Raw genomic sequence first — 4565 nt, 5'->3', positions numbered from 1 at the left:
CTTACTCAAATTTCGGCGAACGCTTCGTAGGCGACTTCTCCTGTCAATCCGTTTTGCATTGACGAGCAGTTTCTCCTGCTCAGCGATTGTGCCCTAAACTGTGAGTCGTCACAAGTGTGTACGGATAACTACTCCCTGTAGATTATAATAATATTCAATAACTTATAGAGCTATTAGCTGCAAAAACGAGGCTTAAGCGTAATCGCCCAAGCCTCGCTGTATGTGATGGTGGGCCGTGCAGGGCTCGAACCTGCGACCCGCTGATTAAGAGTCAGCTTCAATGGCATTTGCTGACTTCCCATGTCAAACCTGTTATCCACCAACCTTCTATATTGTAAGGTCCAAATTGTGCCGTCGTGTGACTTGTTGTGTCACCAAGCGACGGTTAAAATGCTACCCATACATATTTTGGGTAGCAAACAAAACCTTTGACGCGGATCCACTGTGAAATTCACGGATCGAAGTATCCGCAGCCTTAAGCCCCGGCCTCAACGGTACGAAGCCTTCGAGGACAACGGCAAGGGCTTCGCTATTCGCATCTCTCCCAAGAGTCGCAAGACTTGGATCTTCCTTTACCGCTTTAACAAACGCCCCCGCCGGATGTCTTTCGGCACCTATCCATCAGTCAGCTTGGCTATGGCACACAAGCGTCATGCAAAGGCGATGGCACAGCTAGAACAAGGCATCGATCCCGGAGCTGTGAAACAACAGGAGTCTGCCCGTGCCAGAACCGCCCCCACGATCCCAGACCTGGCTAACGAATACATGGAGTTTCACGCCAAAAAGAAAAAGCGGTCTTGGCGTGAGGATCAGCGGATGCTGGACGTGTACGTTTTGCCGAAATGGAAAAAGCTAAAGGTCGGGGAGATCAAACGTCGGGGCCTCGTGCTGCTCCTTGATGACATAGACGCCCCCGTCCAGGCCAATCGGGTCTTAGCACTTGTCAGGAAGATGTTCAATTTCGCGGTTGATCGGGGGATCTTGGAGGCAACCCCGTTCACTCGCATGAAGCTCCCCCACGAGGAAAAGGAACGTGGGCGCACATTGACCCCCGATGAGATCAAAGCATTTTGGAACGGGCTCGATAAGTCCAATATAGAAAAACGCACCCGGCTTGCCCTGAAATTCCTCTTGGTCACCGCACAGCGTTCCATTGAGGTGTCCGACGCAGCCCGCAGCGAAATCGGCCTGCGTGGGCGCATCTGGACAATCCCGGCCAGTAGGACAAAGAACGGCTATGAACACAGGCTGCCGTTACCCGATCTCGCTGTTGAGCTCCTTGGAGAGGCTTATGCCCTAGGCGGTGATTCTGTCTACGTGTTCCCCGATAAGAAGAACGGCACAAAGTCGATGAACGAAGGGACACTACGCCAAGCGGTCAGCCGTAACCTTGCTGTGTTCGGCATCCCCCAATTTACGCCGCATGATTTAAGACGTACTGCATCGACGATGATGCGGGCTCTAATCCCTGGCAAGGGGGTGGACAAAGTCCTAAACCATATCCCGCCGAAACTAGAACGCACGTATGACCGGCACGACTACATGCCGGAGAAGCGCCTGGCGCTTGAGAAGTGGGCGGCGAAGTTGCAGAGCATCCTTCCGCAACGGAAAGCAAGGTGGTGACGCTGAGAAGTTAGGTTGGTTTAGGCGCGATCGGAGCATGCAAACTACGAGCACAAAACAAATCTTGATAAATGACCGGGAAGCTATTCCCGTCCGCGGGATACCCTATGTCACCTCGTCGTTTATCAAACCAACTGAACTTTGTCGCATTCTAGCAGACCGCGCAGCCTGGCCCGGCCCGTTATTTATGGCGGCACATTATCTCGACGCCGATGGGACGCTCCACACAATGCAGCCTCAAGAGTGGAGGCACTATATACATAAGATGGAGCACTTTACGATACAGAGTGACCTAAGAGAGAGTGGCCTAACAGAAGCCGACGAGTTTGACGATGAAAACTATCCGAGATGGGAGGAACACGCGATAAAGCGATTGCCTAGCGGTGTTTTCGTTTGGCGGGACCACTTGGAACACACGTGTATTTTAACACAGGCATTTATTGAGCTGTATATTGGCAGTGACAGTGGCATTACGTCGAGAAAGCTCCTTGGCTGGGAGTGTGGTGGCGCTTTGAATCTTGATGAATATATCCCGCCTACGATGCGTCCCATTTGTATGGAGGGGTTTGAAGCTTTTCTGCCGACCAGAATGGAGAAAACAAAATCATCTTCTGCGCAGTTTCCTACTCCAGAAGGCGCACAGTGGGACAAAGTTGTAATCAGGTTTATAGCAGAAGATGCAGCGGAAATTATGGTTGATGATATTCGTCGAAAATACACTTTTGCCAAAATGGGGTTTAAGGACGGACGCCGAGGCAATGCGCCAGACGAGGTCTGGGCAACCTTGAAAGTCTTGGCGCAACAGGATGGTGAATTTACTTTCCAAGATTTTAAGCACTCAGATGATAAGGAGAAGTATCAACATCACATGTCCAAAATTAGAAACCGTCTTAAAGCTTTCATGGGCCTTAACAAGGATCCATTTTTCCCATACCACCAGGCTCACGCCTATCGGACCCGATTTTTGTTGACCTACCCGTAAGACTAAATCCACCAATACCAGGGCCTGACTTTTCAACTTGCACGCTGAATTTTCAGTGTGTTCCTATTGGGTTTTTGTAATTTTTTTCCCTTCTGTTTCCCGACACTTACGTTGCCAGCCCGTCCATTTCGCTGAATTTTCAGCATTAAAGGGTGAGACATGCGTATTCAGGAGACCCAACGATGATCAATGACCGCTTTCTGCCCATTGAAGAAGTTAGGCGAATCGCCGGCAACAAGTCGCGCAGAACCATCTATAGGTGGATGGATCTTGGCGTGTTTCCCAAATCCATAGAAATCGGACCGAATTCTGTAGCTTGGTCCGAGTCCGCTATCAAGGGATGGGTGGAGGCCAAAAAACAAAATGCCGCGGGATGAAGTAGAAGCGTCGTCAGCTATGAACGAAGTTGCGAGATCGGCTGTGAGCAGCGATCGCAAGCTGCCACACTTATTCGACGTTGTGTCGAAACTCTCTAAGGTCCTCAAAGCGCGCACAAAGGCGACGATCATCTGGGCTGTGACTCATCGGTTGATTCCGCGTTGGGCGGCCAGCGCTCTCATCTCAGTTCTAAGGCTCCGGAACTCCTGAGATGGGTGCACCGCATTTCGCCAGGCCATGATGGACACTGCCACTCTAGCGGAAGCACTCGGGGGGCACAAAAATGGCGATAATTGGATCGCTTGTTGTCCTGCGCACGATGATAAGAATCCGAGTTTATCCGTCTCTAATGGAAGTGACGAACGAGTATTAGTTCACTGTCACGCGGGCTGTCCGCAAGAAGCGGTGATCGCTGCACTTCGGGACCGTGGGTTATGGTCTAGTGGCGCAGATGCAATGACGAAACCGCAACCACCACAAGAGCAATGGACACCTATAACCCCCGTACCCGATGACGCGCCTCCGCCATACCCAACACACTTCAAGTTTGGCCGCCCGACAATGCGATGGACCTACCGCGATGCTAACGCCAAGCAGCTCATGTACGTGGATCGCTTTGATTCACCAAGCGAAGACAAGCAATTTTTGCCGCTCACGTTCTGCATTGATAGCGAAGGTAACCGCAAGTGGCGCTGGAAAAGCCTTCCTGACCCGCGCCCCTTATTCGGGCTTGAGAAACTAACCAAAGCGGATCCATCGACACCTGTCATAGTTGTCGAAGGAGAAAAATGCGCAACTGCCCTTCGGTCACTCGGCTTTGTCGCTGTCACCTCGCAAAACGGCAGCGCCGCAGTTAACAAAACCGACTGGGCACCGCTGTCGGGCCGGAAGACGGTTGTCGTTTTTCCTGACAATGATAACTCGGGAGAGAAGTACGCCCGCGCCGTTTTTCAGGCGCTGAAAGTGCTCAATAATCCGCCGGACGCTTTATTAGCCCACCTTCCGAATCTTCCCGATAAAGGCGACGTTATCGACTGGCTACAAGCACAGCTGCGCAGCTGGGATGGGTATGCGTCAATTACGGGGCCCGACCGACAGCGTCTTCAGCGGTTGTTGTGGGAAGCTATCAAGGGTTGCGCGGTTAAGCCGCCGAAACAATGGATTGGGAAAACCGGTATACGGGATTCTGTTAAAGAACAACAAGAATGGAAGAACGCTAAGGGGCACGCACAAAGCTCTGCGGTAATTGTTTGCGCTGCTGACGTGAAGCCAGAAAAGATTCAATGGCATTGGCCCGGTCGAATCGCCCTCGGCAAAGTTTCAATCCTCGTCGGTGATCCCGGCTTGGGGAAATCGTTGGTCACGATAGCAATGGCCGCGCATACGAGTCTCGGTAATGCTTGGCCTGTCGATCATTCACCATGTCCGATCGGTGACGTGATTTTACTCTCTGGTGAGGACGATATCGCGGATACGATCAGACCGCGCTTGGACGCGGCCGGGGCAGATGTAAAACGAGTGCACATTCTTAAGATGGTGGAAGAGGTCAACCGAGAGACCAGCTCGCCAGTCTCTAGAGGAT

4 protein-coding genes and 1 tRNA gene are annotated in these 4565 nt (G+C 51.8%); 4 read left to right on the top strand and 1 reads right to left on the bottom strand.

What is annotated here, in order from left to right:
• Positions 1-226 precede the first annotated feature (226 nt).
• A tRNA-Ser gene (locus tag O6944_04235) sits at positions 227-300 on the bottom strand.
• 144 nt (positions 301-444) lie between these two features.
• Between O6944_04235 and O6944_04230 the strand changes: the two genes are divergently transcribed.
• The 4 genes from O6944_04230 to O6944_04215 all read left to right on the top strand — a co-directional run.
• On the top strand, positions 445-1623 hold the full coding sequence (locus tag O6944_04230; protein MCZ6718348.1) for a tyrosine-type recombinase/integrase: 1179 nt from the start codon (positions 445-447) through the stop codon (positions 1621-1623).
• A gap of 37 nt (positions 1624-1660) precedes the next feature.
• Positions 1661-2605, top strand: a complete 945-nt coding sequence (locus tag O6944_04225) for a hypothetical protein (protein MCZ6718347.1) — start codon at positions 1661-1663, stop codon at positions 2603-2605.
• Between the two features lie 182 nt (positions 2606-2787).
• Positions 2788-2982, top strand: a complete 195-nt coding sequence (locus O6944_04220; GenBank protein MCZ6718346.1) for an AlpA family phage regulatory protein — start codon at positions 2788-2790, stop codon at positions 2980-2982.
• 238 nt (positions 2983-3220) lie between these two features.
• The coding region (locus O6944_04215) for an AAA family ATPase (protein MCZ6718345.1) at positions 3221-4565 on the top strand (1345 nt) is incomplete at its 3' end.

Source organism: Gammaproteobacteria bacterium, assembly GCA_027296625.1.
GTDB lineage: Bacteria > Pseudomonadota > Gammaproteobacteria > JAKEHO01 > JAKEHO01 > JAKEHO01.
Note: the sequence above shows the minus strand (reverse complement) of the source record. Positions and strands in the feature narration are given on the sequence as shown.

Bases quoted from the DNA above. Each gene is read 5' to 3' on its own strand.
- O6944_04220 (MCZ6718346.1), top strand. From the start codon at position 2,788: ATGATCAATGACCGCTTTCTGCCCATTGAAGAAGTTAGGCGAATCGCC.
- O6944_04225 (MCZ6718347.1), top strand. From the start codon at position 1,661: ATGCAAACTACGAGCACAAAACAAATCTTGATAAATGACCGGGAAGCT.